Raw genomic sequence first — 20,876 nt, 5'->3', positions numbered from 1 at the left:
TCTGCTATTGGCGTTGATTACAAGATGCTTTTGCAAGCTGGCGTCGCCAGGCCGAGACAACGAGATGCGCTAGGTTGGCGAAAGCATTCGGCAGTAAGAGATTTTCAAGGGTTTATAGGCTCCAAATTGGGACGCGGCAGTCTTGGCGGATGCAACGACATGGGCGCCAGCTGGAGCTGAAAAAAATTAGGCTGGGCACAGAGTTGTCTCGGGCTTTGGAGGGATAGATCATGAATACGGATATCGCAGTACTTGTGGTGGATGATTACAGCACGATGGTGCGCATTATCCGGAAGCTGCTGAAGCAGGTTGGTTTCGAGAACGTGGACGAAGCCGCCAGCGGTGCGGAAGCCTTCGAAAAGCTCAAGCAGAAAAGCTACGGCCTCGTCATCTCCGATTGGAATATGGAGCCTATGACCGGTTATGATCTGCTGAAAGCTGTGCGTAGCGACGCCAACCTTAAGGACACGCCCTTCATCCTGGTGACGGCGGAATCCAAAACCGAAAATATCGAGGCGGCAAAGGCTGCCGGCGTTGACAGCTATCTGATTAAACCCTTCACAGCTCCAGTTCTGAAGGAAAAGATTGACGGCGTGTTTGCGAAATACGCTGCCTGAGTCAAGGCGGCGTATTGAGACGTTTCTGAGTTTGCGTTGGGCATGCGGAGGCGAGAGTGGTCGTTTGGCCAAGGGTTCCATGGAGCCCGGGAACTCGTTTTCCAAGAGGATTCTGACAAGCGACCGGCGAGGCGTTCTTGGAAAAAGTGACTGGCAAAACGCGGCTCCGTGGTGCTGAACGGACAGCGGCGCTCCTGCTGGCCATGGGCAAGGAAAATGCCGATCGCATCGTCAAGCATTTCGACGAAGAAGATCTCAAACATCTTGCACGTACCGCCTCGACTCTAGGTCGTGTGCCGCGCAAAGCCATAGAAAACCTGGTCGAAGAGCTCTCTGAAGCTATGTCGATCGGGGCCGATCTGATGGGCAACGACAACGTTGCCGAGCAGCTGATTTCGGGTTTCCTACCTGAAGATCAGGCTGCAGAGTTGATGTCGGATTTGCGTGGCGATGCGGGCAAGGTCGTTTGGCCCCGGCTAGCGAAGATGCCGGAGTCGGCCACAGTGCAGTATCTGACGAAAGAGCATCCGCAGGTTGCGGCCTATGTTCTGTCAAAGCTTGCGCCGGGCTTGGCTGCGAGCGTTATCAGTCAATTGCCACTGGAATTGCGCAAAGAACTGACGCGGCGCATGCTGACGATCAAGCCAGTGTTGGATGCCCCTGTGCGTATACTGGAAGACGTTCTGGCGCAGCACCTCATTACCAGGGTTGCCCGGTCCAACGGTCCGGATATTCATGCGCGCCTGGCTGATATCATCAACAAGCTTGACCGCGAGCAGATGGACGAAGTCCTTAACGGGCTTGAGGAATATCGGCCGAAAGAGGCTAAGATCGTGCGTGGCCTGTTGTTTACCTTCGACGATATCGTCAAGCTCAGCATCGAAGTTCGTACGCGCCTGTTCGATGAAGTGCCGCCTGAAACGGTTATGTTGGCTTTGAAGGGTGCAGACCGGCCGGTTACCGAAGCAGTTCTCGAATCTGTATCGACCCGTGCGCGGCGCATCATCGAGCAAGAGCTTGCCAGCGGCGCGGCTGGTGTCCGGAAGGACATTATGCAGGCTCGCAGGTCTATCGCTGATCTTGCCCTCGACATGGCCAATCGCGGCCTGATCGAGATCGGTGGCGAAGACGAGTACTAAGCTCACAAGCGTTTCAGTTGGGTGAAGACGGCTTCAGTTTCGCGAAGGGCTAATACTTTATTAATCTTCGCTTGAAGCCAAGTGCGCTGTAGGGAAGCGACATGAGCAATGGCAAGGCCGCTTCACTGGGTGGCAAGGATACCGTAGAGCGGCTGTTTCAACCGCCGAAGCTTTCGCTTGAACAATTACCTGGGCTTGCGGCTGTTTTTGAGTCAGTCGCCGGGACATGCACAGAGCAGTTGCGCGAATGGGTGACGACGCCTTTGTCGTTGCTTGTGAATGGCATCGAGCTTTCAAATGCCTGGGATGTCCTCGAAAGCTACGAGGATTGCGTTGCCTTCATCTATTATGCAACCGCGTGGGACGCGCGGATTGTCGTGGGGGTCGATAAGCGCCTTGTTTATTTTTTGCTCGAGGCGATTTTTGGCGGCGACGGATCAACTGCCCCTTTCGACGATCAACGACCCCTTTCCAATCTTGAAGTGCGTATAGCTAAAGAGATCTCGAGGATCTCGGTTGACGCAATGCGCCGAGAGTTTGGACGTATCTCGCCAACGGAATTCGAACTTGAGCGTTTTGAGCCGACTATCGAATTCACGATGATGGGGCAGAGCGACTTCCCGGTTTCAGTGTGCCAGGTGCTGTCTCAAGTGCTCGATCATGGTGGGCGTATGTTCATCATGATACCGCAGACGGCTCTGCACCAGATGCGCGCCAAACTGCAGCGCGGGACCGGCGAGGCGACTACGGTGGCCGACCCCGTATGGACGCAGCGCATGGGTGATGGAGTTGCGCGCACAGTGGCGCGTCTTGAAGCCCACCTAGAGGGGCCGACAATGACGATTGATCAGATTGCAAATCTGAAAGTCGGGCAGGTGCTCGAAGCCAATTCCGGTGACTTTGGCGGAGTCATTTTGGAGTGCGACGGCACCCCCCTGTTCGAATGCAAACTGGGGCAATCCCGGGGGCAGATTTCTCTGCGATTGGAACAAGCGCTCGACCCGAGCGAGCAGTTTCTTGGCGAAATGATTCTAAAATCCAAACGAGCGTAAAAATGGAGTTTGGTGCCGACAAAGGTGGCTTAGAGCTTCAGTAGACGCGTGATCTGGTGAAAATCCCGCAATTTCAAGTGTTTTTGGCTGTTTCGAGCCTAACAAATATTTTCGTAGTCGTTTGTTAAGTACTGGAAACTATACGAGGATATGATGCTCGGCCTAAATCCGTGAAAACACGGGCCACTGCAACGGGGAGCCAGTGATGCGCGAAGATTCAAATGTTGAAGCGGTACCATCGGATCTTGAAGAACGGGCGGCCGCGCTCGTCAATCCTGCCTCGGGAATTGCAAATGATTTTCTGAATCATTTCAACGAGGTGCTTCTTCTGATTGAAAATCTACCGGAAATGGTCGATGAGCTACTGGGTTGGGCGCCTCGGACGTACCGTGAGTACTTTACGCATTCGGAATTGCCGGGCAGCAAACTGACTTTAGAAATCTATGATTCGATCTGCGATGAATTGCGGACCGAATTTGAAGCGCGTGTCGATGCAGTCAATTTGATGTGTCTCGAAAGCATTGATGTCATCAAAAGCCGCCGTGACGGAAAGGGTGAAATCGAAGCCGAGGATGTCGAAGAGTATTGCGAGCAGATTTCGTTGAAACTACGTTCGGCGCTTTCTGATTTGGCGGATCTCGTCAACAACGGATACGCAGCGCCTGTCGAAGCTCCGCAATCGATGGCGGACCGAATGATACCTGCGAATTGAGCTTTGGGGGCCGGGGGGCACGGGATCTATGGATGAGCTACTTAGAGATTTTCTGGTAGAGACGACGGAGCATATCGAGGGCGCGGAAAACCAACTTGTTCAGTTCGAACGGGATCCGTCAGATGCATCGCTCATCGCCAGTATTTTTCGTCTCGTTCATACGATTAAAGGCACCTCCAGCTTCCTTGGCCTGAACCGACTTCAGGATGTTGCGCACGGTGCGGAGACGCTCATCAGCGAGCTGCGCGACGGTGCGCCACCTACAGAACACACGGTTACGTTGATCCTGGCGGCAATCGATCGCATTAAAGGGCTAATCGAGGAAATCGAGGAGCACGGCGGCGAACCGGAAGGTGATGATTCCGATCTTGTGAGTATGCTGGCGGATCACGCTGCCAATGCTCTCAAAGAAACGGAAGCGTCTGCACAGGTTGAGACCACCGAGGTATCTTCTGCGCAAACCGGGGCGGAAGAAGACGAGGCTGTGATGTCCGCGACAGAAGTCGCGTCCGCACCGCTTGCAGAAGCAAAAACCGATGAGAGCACCAACAAGGCTAATCCGGCGTCGAATGGCAACTCTAAGAAATCAGAGGGTGCCCATAGCCAAGAAACGATCCGCGTCACGGTCGATACCATCGAGCGGATTATGCAACTTGTTTCCGAGCTGGTGCTGACGCGAAACCAGCTGCTCGAACTGACACGCAATCGCGAGGAAGATACCGTCAAAGCGCCGTTACAGCGTTTGTCGACAGTGACGAGCGATCTGCAGGACGCTGTGATGCGGGCGCGTATGCAGCCGGTTGGTCGTCTTTATTCAAGCTTGCCTCGTCTTATCCGTGAGCTCTCATCCGAACTTGGCAAGAAGATCAATCTGGTTACGGAAGGCGCCGATACTGAGCTTGACCGTCAGCTCATAGATGTCATTCGCGATCCGATGACACACTTGATCCGCAACTGTGCGGATCACGGCATCGAACGTCCGGACGAGCGGGCGGCGGCTGGTAAGCCGGAAATGGGTACTATTCGGGTATCTGCTTCGCACGAGGCCGGCCAGATCACGATCGATATCGTGGATGATGGGCGTGGGCTGAATATCGATAAGATCAAGTCTAAGATCCTATCGAGCGGTATTGCCACGGAAGCTGGCTTGGCTGCGATGACGCAGCAGGAGATCTATCAGCAGATCTTCGAGCCTGGTTTTTCGACCGCAAGCAACATCACGAACGTTTCCGGCCGCGGTGTCGGCATGGACGTTGTGAAGTCGAACATTGAATCCATTGGCGGGTCGGTCTCCTTGTCGAGCGCGCCCGGAGCGGGTTCCCGCTTCTCGCTGCGTATTCCGCTGACTCTTGCTATCGCCCCGGCCCTCATTGTCGAAGTGGGCGATCAACGCTTCGCACTTCCTCAGCACGCCGTTGTCGAGGCGGTCGGCATCGGGGGGCAATCGCCGCATAAGATCGAGCGACTTCAAAACTCGCTGGTGCTCAAACTGCGTGAGCAGGTCATTCCCGTCGTCGCGTTGCGGTCGGTGCTTGGCATGACCGACAATGACAATGATCGTGATACGTTGGTTGTCATTATGCGCGTCGGTTCGCAGACGATCGGTGTGATTGTCGATGACGTCGCGGATGTCCAGGAAATCGTTGTGAAGCCGCTTAGTGCGACTATCGCGCACCTCAGCATCTTCACTGGCCATACGATCCTCGGTGATGGCTCCGTCGTTCTCATTATCGATCCGGCAGGCGTAGCGGTCGCTCTGGGTATCGAAAAATCTGCGGAACGTAAGTCCGAATCCGTACGTGAAGTTGCGGCGAGATCGGAAAGCTCGCGCTACGTTCTGTTCCGTGCTGGCGGCGGTGCACCTAAGATCCTTCCACTATCTCTGGTCGGGCGTATCGAGTCTGTGGAAGCTGATCGGATCGAAGAAGCCAACGGTCAGTATGTTGTGCAACATCAGGGTCGCTTGATGCCGATCGTTCCGGCGTCTCCAGCGGTTGATGTCTATGCACGACCCGTAAGTCCCGCGCTCATAATTTCTATCGGCTCCCGGACGATGGGACTGCTTGTCGATGAGATTATCGATATCTTCGAAGGCAAGCTCGACATTCAGATGGATAATCCAGGTTCCGATATCATCGGCACGACGGTGGTCAAGAAGCACGCCGTGGAATTGGTCGATATTGCCTATCACCTGCGGGGCGCTTTCCCCGAGCCGGACCTTAAATCGCAGACAAATGGTACACGACTTCTTGTTGTCTCGCGGGATACGTACGCGACAGATGTTTTGTGTCCGACCTTGGCTGCGGCTGGGTTTAGCGTCAACGTGCGTGCAGATTCGCACGGTGCTAAGGCCCTGCTGCAGGAAAGCGGCGGCGAGTTCGATACGGTATTAATCGACCTTGAGGAGCCGGGCCTCAATCTCAAAGCCATCCAGGAGGCTTGTCAGGCGATTGGGCGGGGCAACATACCGATAATCGGTTTGGATGGAGAGGCGAGCGGGCACCGGATGAGTTTCCCGGCACAGGTATTGGCAGGGCGGATTGCCAAGTTTGACCGTAACGCGCTTCTTTCCATGCTTAGTAGTGGGATTGTAGCGGAACGTCAGCAGGCATCTATGGCGCTTGCGAGCTGAGCTCAAAGCGGGGGGCAATTCATGCAGGCTCAAGATCAGGCTTTAGCCGTACTCGGCGATGGGGATGAGCGCATTCGCACAAGTGCGCAGAGCTATTTCACGATTTTTATTGGCGAAGAGATATTCGGTATTTCCGTACAAGATACCCAAACGATCTTTCGCGTGCAGAAGGTTACACCTATTCCGCACGCACCGAAGGATATCGTCGGGCTTGTCAATATTCGCGGTAAAATCGTTACTGCCGTTAGTCTTCGCCGGCGTTTGCGACTCGATGACGTCGAGAGTTTTGACAACGCTTTGGCGATCGGAATGGAACATAAGGGCGAGAATTTTGCACTTATGGTCGATCAGGTCGGAGATGTTCTATCTCTGGATGGATCCATGCGTATTCCGACACCGCCGCACTTCGATCCGATACGGGCGAGCCTTATGAGCGGGCTGTATCGGGTTAACGATTTCCTAATTCCCGTTTTGGATGTGGGTGCCGTTTTTGATTTCACAAAGTAGTAATCAATAGTGTGCACAGTTCACGGACAAATGTTCCTCCAGCGTATCAGGGGCCTTCAACATGACCACTGCTCTCGTCGTCGATGACTCGCGAGTCGTCCGAGGCTTCATCAGCAAAATCCTAGAATCAATAGGGTTCGTGGTTCAGCAGGCTGAAAACGGCGTGCTGGCCAAGGCGGCATGTGAAAAGTCCATGCCGGAAGTCATCATTGTTGACTGGAACATGCCAGAAATGAATGGCCTCGAATTTGTCGAGGCGCTTCGGGCTATGCCGAATGGCCATGAACCGAAAGTCGTTTTCTGTACGACCGAAAACGACATCAAGCACATTATGAAGGCGATCGAGAGCGGCGCTGATGAATACATCATGAAGCCCTTTGATCGCGCCATCCTGGAAACGAAACTCGATCAGGTAGGTATTCTTCCGCATTCTGTGGAGACCTCGGCGTTGGCTGCGATTGGGTAATTTCCTTCCGCGCCTACGTTACGGCGCTCCTCTCCAGATTAATTCCTCAACAAAAGCATTCTGCCCGCCAGCGGCATCTGTTCGGAGAAGCTGACTATGACCCCAAATACCGCCAAGGTATCCGGCGACCCTTATGAGGTGCTTTGCGCGTTCCTCAAGAAGGAATCGGGTCTCATAATCGATGCCCAAAAGCGGTATCTCGTTGAGAGCAAAATGCAGCCGATTATTCGGCGCGAGGGCCTAAACGGGTTCCATGGTCTGGTTGATATTCTGATCAACAACAAGTCGGCTCCGCTTGCGAAAGAGGTCGTCGAAACGATGACCATCAACGAGACATACTTCTTCCGCGACAAGGTGCCATTCGACAAGTTCTCGCAGGTGGTTCTACCGAAGCTGATCGAAACGCGGCCGGCCTACAAGACCATCCGAATCTGGAGTGCTGCGTGTTCGAGTGGTCAGGAGCCTTATTCTCTGGCCATGATCCTTGACCAGATGAAAGCTCAGCTTGGAGGGCGCAGGGTCGAGATTATTGCAACGGATCTGTCGGAAGCCATTCTGGCCAAGGCACGCGAAGGTCTCTATTCGCAGTTCGAAGTCCAGAGAGGCCTGCCAACGCCGTTCCTGTTGCGGTATTTCGACCAGAAGGGCGACAAGTGGCAGATCAAGGAGAGCCTTCGCTCACAGGTGCAGTTCCGTCGACTCAACTTGTTGGGTGACTACAATGCGATCGGCAACGTCGACGTTATTTTCTGCCGCAACGTTCTGATCTATTTCGATAACGCTGGTAAGCGCGAGGTCTTGGCGAAGATGCGCCGTAATCTGGCGAATGACGGTTTTCTCATGCTCGGCGCTTCCGAGAGCGTATTAGGCACTTCGACTGAGTTCGTTGCCGATCCTATGCACCGTATGGTCCTCTCGCCTGCGGACGCGAATTTAGGTGCGGCTCGTAGACCAGCTGTTGCAGCGCCGGCAACACCGGCGGCGCTACGGGCTGCTATTCTCGCTGGGTAACTGGATTGCGCTGTACGACGCTGCCAGGCAGCGTCGTAAGGGCGTTGTTTTGGCGTGACCCACGTTATTATAGTGTGCCGCACGCAGATGTATGATGCATCGCTAAGCGTCGAGCTCGCTTCGCGCTTTATTTCCCTATTAGGTTGGCAATGCGCGCGCCGATCTGCTCGGGATCAAGTTGTTCGTCCGCAGCGTTGGCTTCAACGAGGGCGCGGGGCATTCCGTAGACAGCGCAGGTATCTTCGCTCTGAGCGATGTTAAATGCGCCGGCGTTGTGCATTTTCAAGAAAGCCTTAGTGCCGTCTGCTCCCATTCCCGTAAGCATCACGCCCAGAACGCGGCCGCCATAGGCTTGGAAAATACTATCGCCGAGCACGTCGATGCTTGGCTTATAGAGGCTTTCACCCTTATCCGCTGACACGCGGATCTGATTTTCCACGATGCGTGTTTGCATGCCTCCTGGCGCGATATAGATCGCTCCAGGGCTCAGGAAATCTCCGTCCTTCGCCTCAACGACATTGGGTCTGCAAATCTGGTTCAGGCGTTTGGCCAGAGCGTCGGTGAACTGCGCGGGCATATGCTGCGCGACAACGATTGGTACCTTCAGGCTGGCTGGGAGTTGTCCGAAGACCTGCTGTAGTGCCTGTGGGCCGCCGGTTGAACTTCCAATGAGGCATAATTTTGGTGGAGACGTGCGCAGGCTATGCGTTCGATTTGTTGCCGCCAGTTTCGGTGTTGCGACGCGTGTACGGGGCGCGATTGGTGCGGGACGCTGAAGTTTGGCCCGGGCGGCTGCAAGCAGCTTCTCGTGGATCATGTCGCCACTGTTCGATTTGGCGATAAAATCCACTGCGCCGATCTCAAGCGCTTCCATGGTGATGTTAGCCCCGGCTTTTGTGACCGAGCTTACCATCACGACGGGAGTGCGCGTTTGCGAGACGATTACCCGCAAGGCCTCTAGCCCGTTCATTACGGGCATTTCGACGTCGAGGGTGACGACATCCGGGCGCAGCTTCAGCGTTTTCTCGACGCCTTCACGGCCATCGGAAGCGGTATCAATCACGCGAAAGCGGCTATCCGTCTGGATGCGTCTCGTCAGAGCCCGCCGCATGACGCCTGAGTCGTCAACGACCAGAACGCTTATTTGCCCGGGCATTTGTCAGGGATCCTTGGATGCGCCATTTTTGCGACAAGACGCGGTCGTAGGCGCTTTTTGTTTTGTTTTCAGCCAGAGATTAGCGCTGATGGTTTTTACATCTATCACTAAAAGGCCAGCTCCTTTGTACAACGAGTTTATGCATAGTAGGCACTATGCGACTCATTCACTGTATCATTGATGAAGCCAAATCCCGGCGCGAACCTTGTCGCGCGGCGGTATTTTTACCGAATGGCTGAAGTTGTTTTGTCCAACGTTTGTAGGATGTCTTATAGAGGGGCGGGGCCAAGATACGTGACTCGTACTTTTGCAAGCCCTTTATTTGCGAAACCCAGATGATGTGCTGCAGATCGAGATAAGTCTATTACTCGATCATGAAGGAAGGGGCCGCGGTCATTCACGCGCACGACAATGGAGCGCCCATTCGTCATGTTCGTTACGCGAACGTTCGATGGTAGCGGCAACGTAGGATGTGCTGCGGTGAGGCGATTCTGATCGTAAATTTCGCCGTTGGCTGTTAGGCGTCCGTGGAAATCACTGCCATACCAAGACGCTATGCCAACTTTGTCGTAGTTTGGCTCGTGGCGTGGCACGTAGCGCTGTCCCCCGACATAGTAGGGGTTGCCGATCTTGTAGACACCGCGGCGTACTGGTGTGGTGCCTTCGCCGTAGTGTACCCGCGCGCTTGCCGGAGTACCGAATTTTGATGGCGTAAATCCCTGACTGATTGTGCTTCCGCCTGAAGCACATCCACTCACCAAAGTTGCGCAAACCGCAAGAGAAGCGGCTTTTGCTATCCAACCTGCCCCGTTCATTTTTACACCCGTTTCTTGGTCGTCGGGTGGAGAATGGCAAAGACTTCCTGTGACCATGCCAATTCGGCAGCGATAATTTGCTGAGAATTGTGTGCAAATTCATTCTGTTTTGTAGCTGATCTTCTTTTGGGTGTTTTGCGGAGATTGGCCGGTGGCGCATGTAATTGTAATTGCTTTTAAATTTTCTGACCCACGTAGTTTTATTGATTTTGTTGTTATGCCATTCATGATTACCGGTAAGGTTCGCGATGGCATCCCAAAACATCAATGATTACCTGTGCTTGAGCAAGGATAAACCACTGGCTAACCATCAACATAACGAGGACGGTAGGAGGTTAGATTTTTTGGGCCGACTATGGCGGCTCAAGTTTCTCGTCAAGTGGGTGCCACCATTTTTTAAGGTGAACGCATCTCCGCGGACGACGCAGAAAAGAACGTCCGAGAAACCAAATCGTACCCATGACGCGGCCTGCGTGATGATGGGCTGCTGCCCGCTCAATATCCAAGTACGCGCGTAGGGCCGTACGCATCTTTGCGGGAAGCGGGATGTCGGCGTTTGGATTTAGCCACTTTTGCTCAATTAGACCGCAAGCTTCGTGTATCTGAAGGGGAGTTGGCCGCTCGCCGATTTCGATTACGGCTCCTTTGATTGCAGCAACGCGCAGGCGACCGCCGGCAAGCCCGAATCGCATATACCAATCGAGATCCTCGAGCCGCCGCAGGCTCAAATCAAATGGTCCTGTTTTCTTGAGCGCGCGTTTGCTTATGAGCACGGTTGAGCCCGGCATAAACCAGCAAGCGCTCGCGAAGTCCTCTGCGTGAGAACTTTCGGCTGGCACTAAGCCGCGTTGCTTTCCGGTTCTACGCCTAATGGTTTGGTAGCCCGAAGAGTAACAAACGAGCGCACCTGGGTTTTCGGTGAAGTCTCGTTGCGCAAGGATTGCTTGCGCAGCGAGTTTTCCAGGCAGCCAGTAGTCGTCGGAGTCAAGAAAGGCAATCCAATCTCCCTTTGCGTGATGGCATCCAGCCTCGCGACTTGCCCCTGCGCCTACGTTGACTTCGTTGCGTATGATGCGAATGCGATTGTCGTTCTTGAGCTCGTCGGGCAACCTAAATGGAGGAGAGGAGGCGTCGTCAACGACAAGAACTTCGTGAACAGGGCCGTCCTGCAACAAGGCCGAGCGCAGCGCACGTTCGGCAGATTTCTGGCGTTGAGAGACGGGAATGACGACGCTTATCTTCATGGTCCCTTCGCGGCTGTTGTGGCTAGACATTCACCATTTCTGGTGACGAGCGTGTCGCGTGTGGGTGTATGTCATTCAATTGAGCTGTATGCGGACAGCTGAGCAAAAAAGGACGGTGTTGCTGCAAAAGCGTACGGAATGAATGGTACAATTTAAAACGGTCAGACTACGTTGCATCATGATACGCTTTGTGTGCGTTTAGGAAGCCGGGTCGCCTCCGAAATGATCCGTTGTCTGTGGATAGTTCCGTTGCTCAGAGCCGCATGCAATCGTTGGTCCGGACGTTTGGCCGTATTTTGAGCGCTTCAATCGTTGCGGCTGTGGACTTGCATCGGGACGGAGATTATTTCATCCCCGCCCTGATTTTCGACCTAAGGGGAGCCACGATGCGCAAGCGGTTCTTTTTCGGAGGCAGGGCCCATGATGGGGGGGCTGCGCTCCCTTCCGTGGAATTTGATGATGGTGGTGAAAGGCGCGTGCTCTTCACGCTGCCACCAACGGACCGTTCTGATCTGCCGAGCGCTTTGGTTTTTGCGATGCCCAAGTCAGGATCGGTTCTGCTCGATGGCATTATGCGCAAGCTTTCCGCCAGCGCTGGTGTGACCTATGTCTCGATCATGCAGGAGTATTTCGCGATCGGTTTGCCGGATAAGAATATGCCGGCGGATACATCGGCGATTTTTCTGCCTCGGGGCTATTGTTATGGCGGCTTCCGCTATTTTCCCCGTCGTTTCGATATTCCGATCCTCAAGCAGTCACGTCCTGTTCTTCTGGTGCGCGACCCACGAGATATGCTCGTTTCGCACTACTTCTCGATGCGTGACAGCCATCCTGAACCCGGAAAGGTCTTGAAAAGCGTCAACGCCAATATGTCGATGCGCGACCTCGCCCGCGCTCTTGAGATTGACGACTACGTCAAGCGCGCAGCGGAAACATTCCGTGCGTTCCTTATGAATTACAGGATTTTGCTGTGCGGTGTTTGTGAGACACGGATGTATCGGTATGAAGACGTTATCTACCAAAAGCCCGATTGGGTTGCCGGTCTTGCTGCGCATTTTGGTTGGGACATCTCACGCGACGTAGCGGACGCTATTGCTGCGCAACACGATGTGATTCCATCCGACGAAGTGGATACACGCCATATCCGCCAAGTTCATCCTGGCAATTATATAAAAAAACTCCGCCCAGAGACGATCCGATGGTTGGATGACTATTTCAAAGAGGAAATGGCGTTCTTTGGCTATAAAGCCGACGTGCTCGCTCAAGGCGGAGGTCGGTAGGACGCCAACAACATGGTCGCGTGATGGTTGCCTAAATGTACTCGCCACCGGTTGCGACTGCTCCAGCTGAAGCTCCAGGAAGATGCGATGTGCCTGCGCCGTTGGTGTCGACAAGACCATTGCTCGACGCGAAATATCGCCTGCCGGTCGCTGTTCCCACGTAGGTGTTACCGATGACAACAAGTGCGCCCGTTCGTAGTCCGGCGGCAAAGGCTTGTGTTCCGATGGTTCCGAAGGCGGGTACGCCTGTCAGCGAGATTGTTCGACCGACGACCTGGACGTTGGCCGCCGAAACGAGCCAATGATAGGCGCTGTTTCCGGAAATCGTATAGTTCCCGTCCGCTTCGATATTCGCGCCGTTCTCGGCATACATATGGCTGTTTGTGCAAGTGCCGAAATCTAAATTTCCATAATAAATTTTGCTGGGGCCCATAGCCTTGATCGCGTACCCAGGCGTGCCTGTGGTTGCCAATTTCATCCCCCGCAGATGGTAGATTGCGTAGGTGTTGTCAGCGGTGAAGCAAGCGTTTGAGGCTACGTCGATGGTGACATTGGCCGGTGTTCCCTCATCGCCGACGATATAGCAACGTCCGGATCCGACGAGCGGCTTCAATATGTTCGTGGCTGTGTACGTACCAGATGTAATCTGGATTGTGACGTCGTAGATGCCCAAGTCCAGGCTTGCGACGATGTCGATGGCTTTCTGAATGGTGGCAAACGCATCGGGCGCAGAGAGGCCTGTATTCGTGTCCGAACCCGCGCCTCCGTCGACATAATATGTTCGCGGTGCCGCGAGCAATTCCCTTCCTCCGCCCGAGGGGAGGGCTGTATTCGGCAGCGTGACGGAGCCAGTGTCCTTATCGATGACAATAGCTTCATGCCATGCGGCCCCATCGGGGGATACCTTGAAGTGAAAATCGTCATCACCCATCAACCCCATCTCGGCGCGGGCTGAAAAGGTTGTTTGATAAAGCGTGCTGGCCGTATCAGTCGGTGCGGCCTTGTTGATCTTAATCTGGTGGCTGCTGCCTTCGTGAGAGAAAAGGCTGGCCTGCGATGATACGCTCAAGCGGTTTGTTGCGTCGGCTGTTGCATTAATCCCGAACTCTGTGGGGGTACCTCCGCCACCAAAAGCTGTCCAAGCTACTCCATTCCATAGGAGTGTTTGCTCTTCGTTGGTGAGCCACGCGATCCAGCCTTCGCGTGGCGGATAGAACATCCAGGCTCCATCCTGAAAGGCGGCGATTTCATTTTCATGGCCGGCCCAATTGGCCGTGGCCGGGGCGGCAACGATGTAGCGTGCACCCTCTTCAGGATCTTCTGGTGATGTCGTGAGGGTTCGGTCCTGAATGGCGAGATACAGAATCGCGTCGAGCGCACGTATCGCTTCGTTGTGCGTTACATGCTTTTGAGCTTGAGCCGCCATGATGTAGGGCAGGCCGAGGTTAGGGGTGTGCTCCATCCCACGCTCCGTCGTGATGTCGTTCGGAACCAGAATAGACGGCGCGCGAGGATAGGGGATAAAGCTGTCGGCGTGCTTGTTACGCGGTCGCAATGGCGGCGTGGATGCGATCGATAATCTCGCGGCCGCGTGGAAACTGTGCGGAGGGATCCAACTCGAGAAACGGTAGCACGAGCGCCTTGCCGAAGCGGACTAGGTTTGAGCGAGGTCCATAGCGCTCTATCGTGACGGTTAAAGAGTTCGCTGCTTCGATGAACTGGCGGTTTTGCAGCAGCATTTGATCTATGAGTTCGCAGTACCAGCGGAAATCGAGCGATATCTCTTCGCCGAACTCTTTGTTGGCTTCTGCGATCCCGTGTTGGAGAGCTGCGAGGATTGTGCGGGCCAATCGATCAGTATTCGCGTGTGTTGTTTCCAAGAAGTGACTGTTCGGTTTCTCAAAGTACTCAAAATCGTGTTTGAACGAGGCATAGACCGAGGTCGCACGCTTGAGGATTTGGATGTTCGGGAGATTTGGTTTCGCTGCAGCGCTGGTGGCGACGACAGTCAACCCGCTGCCACAGCCGACAAAGAGATCGGCGTGATGCGTCAGGGCCGCTGTTTCGCGCATTGAGAGATCGCCACCGTGGATGATCTGCGGTCGATCCGATGCGATCGTTTCGTGCGTTGACAGGATAAAGGCGATGCGCGGGTTTTTGGTGAGTGCGGCGCGCGCGATTTCGACGGCCAATGCGGGCGTTACAAATGATTGCCCCGATTTCGAAGAGCATTCGAAAAGGACGACCTTTTCAAAGTCTGACAGCGCCTTATTCCGGACCCACTGGGCGACTGTCTCTTTTTCGGTATCGGTTAGTTCAATGATCGTTTCGACAGGGACAGTGATCGGCCGCGGGTAGTTCCGGAAAATCGATGGACGGATCGTACCGTCGTAGTTGCCGAAGTGGTTGGGGCAGATCTGCGTGAGGAAGGTGTGTTGGTATCGCCCACGGGCAAGCTCGCGGGCTGCCTCTGTCTCCAGTGCATTCCACGCTGCGTTCAGGTCGCCCCAGGACGCAACGGGAATTTCCCATATCTCGTCAACGTGCGGGTTGTTCTCAATCACGCGTCTACATAGCGAAGAGATTGCCCACGTCAGTCGGCACTCCGGGAAATCGTGTTTGATCTGACGGGCGATTGTCGTTGCGTAGAGGCAATCACCATTCGAGCCAAGCTGTCCTAGGAGGATGTCGGTCACTTTGTGGAGACCCGTCGGGCTGGATGACGGCGGAGGTGTAGGCCGTGATTTTCTGCGAGGATCCAGAGCGCGACATCCAACGCATTCTTTTGTGGGCCATATCCGAGGACACTAACCATGCGAGAGATATCGGCGCCGAACGTGGCGGCATAAGACGTATCGATGGGTTCTAAAACGGGGAGATGATTTTGCCAGTCTCGTTCCGCGAGAGAGAAAAGCTCTCGAACGAGTTCCAAACCGGTCCATGTCCTTCCTGTTGCCATCACGTAGTCCTGGTTCGGAGGCACTTCGAGCAAACGTGCACCAAGTTCGACGAACTCCGCGCTGCTCCCCCAGTCGCAAGAGAAGTTTAGCGAACGAAGCGGATCGCTCGGTTGCTCGCCGCTTAGTGCAGCCGCCAACATTTGCGTTATGCGCGGCAGTACATAATGGCTGGGACGTCTGGGGCTTTCGTGGTTGGCCAGAAAGAGCGTGGTGGCTCGAACATTGTGGTGATGCCGGTAGTAGCCGATCAGATCCGTGGCAGCATTTTTGGTGATGGAATAAAGACATGTCGAGTGACGTGGGAGCTCTTCGTGAACTCGGCCGGCAGGCTTTGCGTTAAAGGCTTTCACTGAACTGGCATAGAGAAGGCACGCTTTGGGGTTTGTGGTTCGGATGTATTCCAACACCTGATGCACACTGCCGATATTGACCTGCAACGCGTCCTGCCCGCGTTCTTCATAAGCGAAGCCGGATGCGCCATGTACTGCTGCAAAATGATAGATGCGATCGGGACGGCTTCTAACAAGAAGATCGGGGAGTGTTTCGCGGTCACGGCTGAGATCAACAGGGACGTACGTATAGCCCGGTGTGGTGCCCGGAATGAAACGCGATTGCGCCTGACGGCCAAGGCCCACGACCCGGCAGCCACAGCGTAAAAGATGTTCGGCAAGATACGAGCCGTCCTGCCCGTTGGCTCCGATAACGAGTGAACGCAATCCGGTTGGAGGGGGAGGTGTCTCAGATGCCAAGAATTTCTTCAAGCCGATTTGGCGTCAGCTCGGCGCCCTCCAGGCTCGCCTCCAAGTTGGTCGCGTCGACAACTTCAATCGTTGGCAACGGGAATAGCATCTTGGTGCCGTTGCGGATCGTTTCGGCTTCTCGTTCGATGAATTCACGGCGGAAATGCCAAGGGAGTACGAGATAATAGTCCGGCTTCATCGCGCGTGATTTTTCCTCTGATATGATTTTGATATTCGTTCCGAGGGTTTGCGCGCCATTTTTTTGCGGGTTGCGGTCAGCGGCATATTCGATCTTGAAGGTATCGATATTATACCATTGCAACAGCACGTTGCCTTTGGTTGACGCGCCGTAGACGTGAACTGTTTCGCCGTTCGCCCGGATGCATCCCATGAGCTTATTCATGTCTTCGCGCAACCGTTCGATGCGCCCCTGAAACGCGCGATAGGGCTCGTCGGTGTCGAGCTGCATTTCAAATTCCATGAGCTGTAGGCGGCGAATGTAGCTATCGGCTTCTCGCGTGTCGTATTTGATGCAGCTTTCATGGCAGACGTAGCAGCGGATACTGCCGCCGTTGATCGCGTTGAGCTCGGCGCGGAAGATACGCAGACCCGCGGCGCGCGCAATGTAGTGCAGAACCTCGAGGCTGTAATACTCCAAGTGCTCATGACAAATCGTGTCGAATGAGTTCATCTTGAGCATGAGCGGCATGTACGACATTTCCAGAATCCAGATGCCGTCGTCCGCCAGTGATTGCTTTATGTTGGAAGCAAAATCGATCGGGTCTTCAAGGTCGTAGAACATGGCGATCGACGTAATGACGTCGAACTTACGGCCTGCGATTCGGGCGCGTCCCTGGGAGCTTGGAAAGGTGGTGCCAACGACTTGGACCCAATCCGTAATTTCCTGAGCAATATCGGATGGATCGAACCCCCACAGTTCGAAGTCCTTTGGATAGGTGGCAAGCAGCGTACCGTCGTTACAGCCGATATCTAGAACGCGTTTGTCGTTCGGCGCGACGATTGCCATCGCCGCGTGAACGATACCCTGGAGATGATCGCGCATCGTCCGGTTCGTGCCGGACCGGTACCAGTAGTTCGCATACAGTATTTCTGGGGGGATTGAATGCTGGAGCTGCAAAAGTCCGCAAGCGCCTTCTTCCGCAGATACGTCGCAGCGAACAAGAGACGTAGGGATTTTTCGCAAGGGCGGCGATAGTGTCCCAGCCTTGACGAATGAGCCTTGTAAATATTGCGGCTGTAGATCGATTACAGGTTTGAGCGAGGGGGATTTACAGACGCGACAGGTCTTCTTGTGTCTGATGTGCATTGTTCCCCCGACCTATGCACGTCCGGCAGTCGTCGCGACCGCCTTTCTCAGTATGCAGTATATTTCGTAGTGAGTCACCTTTCAAGTAAAGGAGTTTGGGTTGGGTCTTGCCGCGATTGCGATGCGCTGGTGCTATCTCTTACCGTCTCGAACGCGCGAGAGCAGAGGATTGCCTTCGCTGTTCCAGACGATGAAGCTGGGATTCAAAAAGCCTTTTTCGAGCTTGCCGTACAGAAATGGTGATCCGTCTGTTTGCGTTACCACGCCGCCGGCGGCTGTCGCGATAGCGTGGCCTGCTGCGGTGTCCCATTCCATCGTTGGTCCGAAGCGCGGATAGACGTCGGCCTTGCCTGCTGCGACCAAGCAGAATTTGAGTGAGGACCCGATATTGGCGCGGCCCGCGACGTCAACATCGGCCAGCCAATTTTCCAGAGCTTCAGACCCATGCGAGCGACTGGCGACGATTGTCATTCCGCTCTCAGCGTTGAGCGCGCTGGTCCGCATGCGATCGGCGTTAAGACCCTGCAGGGAGCATGTTTCGGCATCAGGATCGAGCGGGGCGGATATGGCATGATCATCAGCCAGGGTCAGATAGAGTTGCGATAGGGCTGGGGCAAAGATGATGCCGAATATGGGACGTTTGTCTCTGATCAGTCCTATGTTGATCGTGAATTCGTTACGCCGGTTGATGAACTCGCGTGTGCCATCAAGAGGGTCAACCAGAAAGAATGTATCTTCGAGGTTTGGCACCTTCCCCGCAGACATCGATTCCTCTGCCACGACAGGAACGCCGGGTGCAGCTCGACTTAGTCCTTCAAGCAGTATTTCTTCTGCCGCCTGATCGGCCAGTGTGACGGGCGAGCCATCAGCCTTGGTCTCGGTTTCGACGCCGGTGCGGAAGTAGTGCATTGTTTTTGCGCCGGCTGCGAGTACAGATGGCAAGAGAGCTTCGGCAAGCCCGACAAAGCTTTCAGACATGATCAGCTGTTCTTTGAAGTTGGTGGCCCGAGGTGGACCTATCCTTGGGCGTTTGGATTGAGAGACGAAAAGATAGTGTCTGTAGACATAATGGCTTAGCCCAACCTTACGCAAGCTGTTCCCGCGGACGAGAGACACGCATGCGACCTCAGATCAGTCTCGTTATGCCGACGCTAAATGCGGAGCGCTTTATTGCAAAGGCGCTGGATAGCGTGCCGAGAGCACTGGTCAATGTGAACTTTGAAGTGGTGATCGCGGACGGCGGTTCTGACGACGCGACGCGTTCAATTGCGGCGGATTATCCATTTGTACGTATCTTAGATGGGACCGATCGAGGACTTTATGACGGTCTCAACCGTGCGATTGGCGAAGCCAAGGCTGAATATGTTGCGCTTTTAAATTCGGATGATGTTCTGCATGGCTTCGGTTTGTCGAAGTTGTTTAATGCACTCGACCTTCACAAAAGTGCTGACATGATCATGGGGGGCGTATCGTGTGGCCCCGTGTTCGACGATTCCGGCGTCATCTACTCACAAACGAAGTTGTCGCTTCCGGGACTAGCGTTTGGAATTCCGGCGATCAACGCGCGTTTGTTTCGGGCCTCCGTCTTCCACATGGTTGGTCCGTTCCGCACGGATCTTGGCGTTGGTGCGGATCGCGAATTTCTTGTTCGCGTCCTTCTAAAGGGGGTGAGGGGGATGGGTGTGAGAGTGCCCACCTATCACTATCGCACACATGCCGGGTCACTCACGCTCGCGGGGGATCGCGATGCGCGTGATCGGATATGGCGGTCGGATATCGAGGTGTTGGGGACTATCTTGAAGACGCCGGTTCTCAGCGCGCAACAACGCCGGACTGTGGCGCAGGCGTTGTCTCTATTACGCGCAAAGCAACTTCGTTCTGGGACGCGAAGCGGTAATGCCGGTCAACGAGACAAGCATACATTGTCCCTGGAGGATTGTGCCCGCTTGCCTATGGCGCTCGCGCGCTGGTTGCAGTGGCGCGGCAAGCTCGCGGGTTATTGATCCTTCGAAGCGCTGGAGGACCGATATGCCGGGGAAGTTGGCGCCCGTCTTGAGCGGGCTCCAATTCGTGTCTCAATGCTGTCCCTGAACCATTGATGGTGTGTAGTTGTCGGCGACCAGATCCGACTTGACCATCATCTCCACCAGTTCCTCAAATGAGGTCTGCGGTTCCCATCCCAGGACTTCCCGGGCCTTCGTCGCGTCGCCCAAAAGCAAGTCGACTTCCGTCGGGCGGTAGTAGCGCGGGTCGATAGAGATGAGTGTTTCGCCCGTCTTGCTATTCACGCCCGTCTCGTCGACGCCTTTGCCGCGCCACTCAATTTGGGTTCCGACAACGGCGAACGCCGCTTCCACGAATTCGCGCACGGAACGTGTTTCGCCTGTAGCCAGGACGAAATCGTCCGGCTTTTCGTGCTGCAGGATCATCCACATGCCTTCTACGTAATCGCGGGCAAAGCCCCAGTCGCGTTTGGCGTCGAGATTGCCAAGGTAAAGGCGATCCTGCCTGCCATTGGTGATCGCTGCGACGGCGCGCGTGATTTTGCGGGTTACGAACGTTTCACCGCGTGTCGGCCCTTCGTGATTGAACAGAATGCCGTTGCTTGCGAACATTCCGTAGGCTTCCCGATAGTTCACGGTCACCCAATAAGCGTAGAGCTTCGCTGCGGCATAAGGCGAGCGGGGATAGAAGGGGGTGGTTTCGCGTTGGGGGGTTTCAAGCACCTTGCCGTAGAGCTCGGAGGTGGAGGCCTGATAGAAGCGGCATTCGTTTTCCAGTTTGAGAATCCGAATAGCCTCGAGCAGCCTCAGTGTGCCAATCGCGTCAGAGTTGGCCGTGTATTCCGGAGTTTCGAAACTCACTGCGACATGGCTTTGCGCAGCGAGGTTGTAAATCTCGGTTGGTTGGGTTTCCTGGATCAATCGTATCAAATTGGAACTGTCGGTGAGGTCGCCGTAGTGCAGCCGGAACCGCCCGTCAGATACGTGTGGATCCTGGTAAAGATGGTCAACGCGTGAGGTGTTAATCAGCGAAGAGCGACGTTTCACGCCGTGTACTTCGTAGCCTTTGTCGAGCAGAAACTCGGCGAGATATGCGCCATCCTGGCCGGTGATACCGGTGATTAACGCAACACGACGTTCAGACATTAAGCCTAGCCCCTCTTTTGGTTGTCGCCGAGGTTGCGACACGACTTTTCGATCCCTCGCTTAGGTCAT

At 54.7% G+C, this 20,876-nt stretch carries 19 protein-coding genes and 1 pseudogene; 10 read left to right on the top strand and 10 right to left on the bottom strand.

Annotated features, from left to right (window positions below):
* Nucleotides 1-230: 230 nt before the first annotated feature.
* The 8 genes from K5845_RS18335 (at nt 231) to K5845_RS18300 (ending at nt 8,136) form a co-directional block, all read left to right on the top strand.
* Nucleotides 231-617: a response regulator gene (locus tag K5845_RS18335; protein ID WP_046479329.1), complete on the top strand. Its 387-nt coding sequence runs from the start codon at nt 231-233 to the stop codon at nt 615-617.
* 146 nt (nt 618-763) lie between these two features.
* On the top strand, nt 764-1,756 hold the full coding sequence (locus tag K5845_RS18330) for a flagellar motor switch protein FliG (protein WP_052744034.1): 993 nt from the start codon (nt 764-766) through the stop codon (nt 1,754-1,756).
* A gap of 101 nt (nt 1,757-1,857) precedes the next feature.
* Nucleotides 1,858-2,808: a FliM/FliN family flagellar motor switch protein gene (locus K5845_RS18325; RefSeq protein ID WP_046479331.1), complete on the top strand. Its 951-nt coding sequence runs from the start codon at nt 1,858-1,860 to the stop codon at nt 2,806-2,808.
* 205 nt (nt 2,809-3,013) lie between these two features.
* The gene (locus K5845_RS18320) at nt 3,014-3,520 is read left to right on the top strand and encodes a hypothetical protein (protein ID WP_287959639.1); all 507 of its coding nucleotides are present in this window, start codon (nt 3,014-3,016) and stop codon (nt 3,518-3,520) included.
* Nucleotides 3,521-3,548: 28 nt separating this feature from the next.
* Nucleotides 3,549-6,152, top strand: coding sequence for a hybrid sensor histidine kinase/response regulator (locus K5845_RS18315; protein ID WP_287959638.1), 2,604 nt, complete (start codon nt 3,549-3,551; stop codon nt 6,150-6,152).
* Between the two features lie 21 nt (nt 6,153-6,173).
* Nucleotides 6,174-6,659, top strand: coding sequence for a chemotaxis protein CheW (locus tag K5845_RS18310; RefSeq protein WP_082101186.1), 486 nt, complete (start codon nt 6,174-6,176; stop codon nt 6,657-6,659).
* Between the two features lie 61 nt (nt 6,660-6,720).
* Entirely contained in the window at nt 6,721-7,125 is a 405-nt protein-coding gene (locus K5845_RS18305; protein WP_046479334.1) for a response regulator, read from the top strand.
* Between the two features lie 96 nt (nt 7,126-7,221).
* Nucleotides 7,222-8,136: a CheR family methyltransferase gene (locus tag K5845_RS18300; protein WP_046479335.1), complete on the top strand. Its 915-nt coding sequence runs from the start codon at nt 7,222-7,224 to the stop codon at nt 8,134-8,136.
* A gap of 127 nt (nt 8,137-8,263) precedes the next feature.
* Here K5845_RS18300 and K5845_RS18295 read toward each other — a convergent pair whose 3' ends face one another.
* From K5845_RS18295 to K5845_RS18285, 3 genes are all read right to left on the bottom strand, one after another.
* A complete protein-coding gene (locus K5845_RS18295) occupies nt 8,264-9,292 on the bottom strand; it encodes a protein-glutamate methylesterase/protein-glutamine glutaminase (protein WP_046479336.1) in 1,029 nt (342 codons plus the stop codon).
* Between the two features lie 269 nt (nt 9,293-9,561).
* Nucleotides 9,562-10,107, bottom strand: a complete 546-nt coding sequence (locus tag K5845_RS18290; protein ID WP_046479337.1) for a septal ring lytic transglycosylase RlpA family protein — start codon at nt 10,105-10,107, stop codon at nt 9,562-9,564.
* Nucleotides 10,108-10,460: 353 nt separating this feature from the next.
* The gene (locus tag K5845_RS18285; RefSeq protein ID WP_287959637.1) at nt 10,461-11,351 is read right to left on the bottom strand and encodes a glycosyltransferase family 2 protein; all 891 of its coding nucleotides are present in this window, start codon (nt 11,349-11,351) and stop codon (nt 10,461-10,463) included.
* A 263-nt stretch (nt 11,352-11,614) separates the two neighbouring features.
* Between K5845_RS18285 and K5845_RS18280 the strand changes: the two genes are divergently transcribed.
* Nucleotides 11,615-12,631 (top strand): hypothetical protein, encoded by a 1,017-nt coding sequence (locus tag K5845_RS18280; protein ID WP_287959636.1) that lies wholly within the window; start codon nt 11,615-11,617, stop codon nt 12,629-12,631.
* Nucleotides 12,632-12,662: 31 nt separating this feature from the next.
* Here the strand turns inward: K5845_RS18280 and K5845_RS18275 are convergent, their stop codons facing one another.
* From K5845_RS18275 to cysQ, 6 genes and pseudogenes are all read right to left on the bottom strand, one after another.
* Nucleotides 12,663-14,093, bottom strand: a complete 1,431-nt coding sequence (locus K5845_RS18275) for a DUF2793 domain-containing protein (RefSeq protein ID WP_287959635.1) — start codon at nt 14,091-14,093, stop codon at nt 12,663-12,665.
* A 79-nt stretch (nt 14,094-14,172) separates the two neighbouring features.
* Nucleotides 14,173-15,327: a glycosyltransferase family 9 protein gene (locus tag K5845_RS18270; protein WP_287959634.1), complete on the bottom strand. Its 1,155-nt coding sequence runs from the start codon at nt 15,325-15,327 to the stop codon at nt 14,173-14,175.
* Nucleotides 15,324-16,340 carry a GDP-mannose 4,6-dehydratase gene (locus tag K5845_RS18265; protein WP_287959633.1) on the bottom strand — a complete coding sequence of 339 codons (1,017 nt, stop codon included), beginning with the start codon at nt 16,338-16,340 and terminating at the stop codon, nt 15,324-15,326. Before K5845_RS18265 ends, K5845_RS18270 begins: the two co-directional genes overlap by 4 nt.
* Complete coding sequence (locus tag K5845_RS18260) at nt 16,330-17,394, bottom strand: class I SAM-dependent methyltransferase (protein ID WP_244464953.1); 1,065 nt, start codon at nt 17,392-17,394, stop codon at nt 16,330-16,332. Before K5845_RS18260 ends, K5845_RS18265 begins: the two co-directional genes overlap by 11 nt.
* A 48-nt stretch (nt 17,395-17,442) precedes the next feature.
* Nucleotides 17,443-17,658 (bottom strand): annotated as a pseudogene (locus K5845_RS21240) (class I SAM-dependent methyltransferase); the annotation flags it as partial.
* 132 nt (nt 17,659-17,790) lie between these two features.
* Complete coding sequence (gene cysQ, locus K5845_RS18255; protein WP_046479340.1) at nt 17,791-18,636, bottom strand: 3'(2'),5'-bisphosphate nucleotidase CysQ; 846 nt, start codon at nt 18,634-18,636, stop codon at nt 17,791-17,793.
* A 140-nt stretch (nt 18,637-18,776) separates the two neighbouring features.
* Here cysQ and K5845_RS18250 point away from each other — a divergent pair, with 140 nt between their 5' ends.
* The gene (locus K5845_RS18250; RefSeq protein ID WP_287959632.1) at nt 18,777-19,661 is read left to right on the top strand and encodes a glycosyltransferase; all 885 of its coding nucleotides are present in this window, start codon (nt 18,777-18,779) and stop codon (nt 19,659-19,661) included.
* A gap of 72 nt (nt 19,662-19,733) precedes the next feature.
* Here the strand turns inward: K5845_RS18250 and gmd are convergent, their stop codons facing one another.
* Entirely contained in the window at nt 19,734-20,807 is a 1,074-nt protein-coding gene (gene gmd, locus K5845_RS18245; RefSeq protein ID WP_090228353.1) for a GDP-mannose 4,6-dehydratase, read from the bottom strand.
* Nucleotides 20,808-20,876 lie beyond the last annotated feature (69 nt).

Source organism: Filomicrobium sp. (assembly GCF_025698805.1).
Lineage (GTDB): Bacteria > Pseudomonadota > Alphaproteobacteria > Rhizobiales > Hyphomicrobiaceae > Filomicrobium > Filomicrobium insigne.
This window is presented reverse-complemented; position numbering and strand designations above follow the sequence as displayed.

Bases quoted from the DNA above. Each gene is read 5' to 3' on its own strand.
- K5845_RS18335 (WP_046479329.1), top strand. From the start codon at position 231: ATGAATACGGATATCGCAGTACTTGTGGTGGATGATTACAGCACGATG.
- K5845_RS18325 (WP_046479331.1), top strand. From the start codon at position 1,858: ATGAGCAATGGCAAGGCCGCTTCACTGGGTGGCAAGGATACCGTAGAG.
- K5845_RS18320 (WP_287959639.1), top strand. From the start codon at position 3,014: ATGCGCGAAGATTCAAATGTTGAAGCGGTACCATCGGATCTTGAAGAA.
- K5845_RS18315 (WP_287959638.1), top strand. From the start codon at position 3,549: ATGGATGAGCTACTTAGAGATTTTCTGGTAGAGACGACGGAGCATATC.
- K5845_RS18310 (WP_082101186.1), top strand. From the start codon at position 6,174: ATGCAGGCTCAAGATCAGGCTTTAGCCGTACTCGGCGATGGGGATGAG.
- K5845_RS18305 (WP_046479334.1), top strand. From the start codon at position 6,721: ATGACCACTGCTCTCGTCGTCGATGACTCGCGAGTCGTCCGAGGCTTC.
- K5845_RS18300 (WP_046479335.1), top strand. From the start codon at position 7,222: ATGACCCCAAATACCGCCAAGGTATCCGGCGACCCTTATGAGGTGCTT.
- K5845_RS18295 (WP_046479336.1), bottom strand. From the start codon at position 9,292: ATGCCCGGGCAAATAAGCGTTCTGGTCGTTGACGACTCAGGCGTCATG.
- K5845_RS18290 (WP_046479337.1), bottom strand. From the start codon at position 10,107: ATGAACGGGGCAGGTTGGATAGCAAAAGCCGCTTCTCTTGCGGTTTGC.
- K5845_RS18285 (WP_287959637.1), bottom strand. From the start codon at position 11,351: ATGAAGATAAGCGTCGTCATTCCCGTCTCTCAACGCCAGAAATCTGCC.
- K5845_RS18280 (WP_287959636.1), top strand. From the start codon at position 11,615: ATGCAATCGTTGGTCCGGACGTTTGGCCGTATTTTGAGCGCTTCAATC.
- K5845_RS18275 (WP_287959635.1), bottom strand. From the start codon at position 14,093: ATGGAGCACACCCCTAACCTCGGCCTGCCCTACATCATGGCGGCTCAA.
- K5845_RS18260 (WP_244464953.1), bottom strand. From the start codon at position 17,394: ATGCGCGATCATCTCCAGGGTATCGTTCACGCGGCGATGGCAATCGTC.
- cysQ (WP_046479340.1), bottom strand. From the start codon at position 18,636: ATGTCTGAAAGCTTTGTCGGGCTTGCCGAAGCTCTCTTGCCATCTGTA.
- K5845_RS18250 (WP_287959632.1), top strand. From the start codon at position 18,777: ATGCGACCTCAGATCAGTCTCGTTATGCCGACGCTAAATGCGGAGCGC.
- gmd (WP_090228353.1), bottom strand. From the start codon at position 20,807: ATGTCTGAACGTCGTGTTGCGTTAATCACCGGTATCACCGGCCAGGAT.